Consider the following 1,580-nt stretch of genomic DNA (forward strand, 5'->3'; position numbering starts at 1 on the left):
ATAGTTTATGAGAGGCAAAAGTTTTTGATAAGTTTTTGTAGTTTAAACTAGAATCTGTTTACTTGAATAAGGCTGTAAACTATTATTTCACCACATGGGGTGGGCGTCGCGGCGTTAGAACGATTTAATTGAGTTAAATTAGATTATGGATTGGTGGACAATATACAGAATTTTAACTTTGGATTTACCTTTTTTAGGCTTCGCCATAGGGCTTTCAATTACATATTTGAAGCATGAGAGTATAGAGAAAACCCAGAAAAAAAGAACATTGAGTGTTGATGAGTTAAAGCAAAAGAAAATTATAGATCGGCGAATGGTTTTTATCATGGTTGCATTTTTTCTTTTTCATGTTTTCCATGTTTTATCGGACGATAAAGTGAAGGCATGGTTAAGCTGAATGGTGTTCTTCTCTGTCCTTTGATTATCATGCGACTAACTACTACGTGAGTTGTTCTATTGTGATTATGGATCAGATAACTATGTTTAATCTTATATTTCTCATGATTCCCGCTCTTTGCTTCTTTCCTATGGTGATGACTAGTCTTTATCGATTAAGAGAATTTAAAAAGATTGATAAGAAGCGTGATCCAACTCAAGAAGAGTTTGAAGAGTTGCTGCGTCTAAAAAAGGGGATACATAGGTTAGAAATTTCCGGTGTTATCTGGTCGATTATCTACTTTGGTTTCGGTGATGTCATTGAGGCATATTTTAACGCTATGGGGTGGAAGTAACTCTTTTTGGCAAAATCTTCTCACCAAGAAAATAACAGCAATTCATCAGAACGTAGCTGATCTCAATACGGACCACTTTTGAGGATGAGTGATTATCTAATCAGTGTTAAGTTATTGAAAAGATTGGCGCACCCAAGAGGATTCGAACCTCTGGCCTCTGCCTTCGGAGGGCAGCGCTCTATCCAGCTGAGCTATGGGTGCGTCTTGGGTTTTGAAAATCTGTTTTTCAAAACAATATAGCGACTATAGATGAGTCGCTGCGGGTTATATAGAGGAATTTGGCATTGGGAAAGTGATTTTTTCACTCTCCCATATGGATGTAAGATTTCTTTTATGCTTTCCCTAAAAGACAAAAGATTGATTTGCGATTCCAGATCAATAACACCATGCCGGAAATCCAGACACCGCAAGCCATGATAAAGAGTGTGCCGCCGTCCCCTTGAACTTCAACGCCTAATGGGGTGAAGAGATGGAAGAAAATTGCACCTGTCATAATGCCGCTTGCCATAGCGCCACCAATGGCGCTGCCTAAGTTACATTTGCGGATCAAGGCGCCCAGCAAAATCAAAGAAGCAATCAATTCCGCGCCACCGATAACATAGGCGTTAAAGATGCCGGGTGGTAGGAACAGGCCTTCCAGACCAAAGCTATCTGCGGCCCATTTATCCAAGATACCAAAGATATGGTCCGTTTCAGGGGAGCCTGTAAATTTAAAGAAAAGAGACTGAATAAATACAAAGGCAATGTAGATTGATAACACGCCTGTAATGATCCGCTTTTTATCCATGACGATAAACTTCTTTCATTTGGATTATTTTTTTAATTTCTACTCAAGAAATAGAGGGTTTT

General features: G+C 39.0%; 2 protein-coding genes and 1 tRNA gene. 1 reads left to right on the forward strand and 2 read right to left on the reverse strand.

Features of this window, described 5'->3' with window-relative positions:
• Window positions 1–533 precede the first annotated feature (533 nt).
• The gene (locus E1160_RS00085) at window positions 534–731 is read left to right on the forward strand and encodes a hypothetical protein (protein ID WP_218048602.1); all 198 of its coding nucleotides are present in this window, start codon (window positions 534–536) and stop codon (window positions 729–731) included.
• Window positions 732–855: 124 nt separating this feature from the next.
• Here E1160_RS00085 and E1160_RS00090 read toward each other — a convergent pair.
• Both E1160_RS00090 and E1160_RS00095 read right to left on the reverse strand, forming a co-directional pair.
• Window positions 856–932: transfer RNA gene (locus E1160_RS00090), tRNA-Arg, on the reverse strand.
• 130 nt (window positions 933–1,062) lie between these two features.
• Window positions 1,063–1,518: a hypothetical protein gene (locus tag E1160_RS00095; RefSeq protein WP_155152958.1), complete on the reverse strand. Its 456-nt coding sequence runs from the start codon at window positions 1,516–1,518 to the stop codon at window positions 1,063–1,065.
• Window positions 1,519–1,580 lie beyond the last annotated feature (62 nt).

This window comes from Curvivirga aplysinae (assembly GCF_009711445.1).
GTDB classification, from domain to species: Bacteria; Pseudomonadota; Alphaproteobacteria; order UBA8366; family Aestuariispiraceae; genus Curvivirga; species Curvivirga aplysinae.

Bases quoted from the DNA above. Each gene is read 5' to 3' on its own strand.
- E1160_RS00085 (WP_218048602.1), top strand. From the start codon at position 534: ATGACTAGTCTTTATCGATTAAGAGAATTTAAAAAGATTGATAAGAAG.
- E1160_RS00095 (WP_155152958.1), bottom strand. From the start codon at position 1,518: ATGGATAAAAAGCGGATCATTACAGGCGTGTTATCAATCTACATTGCC.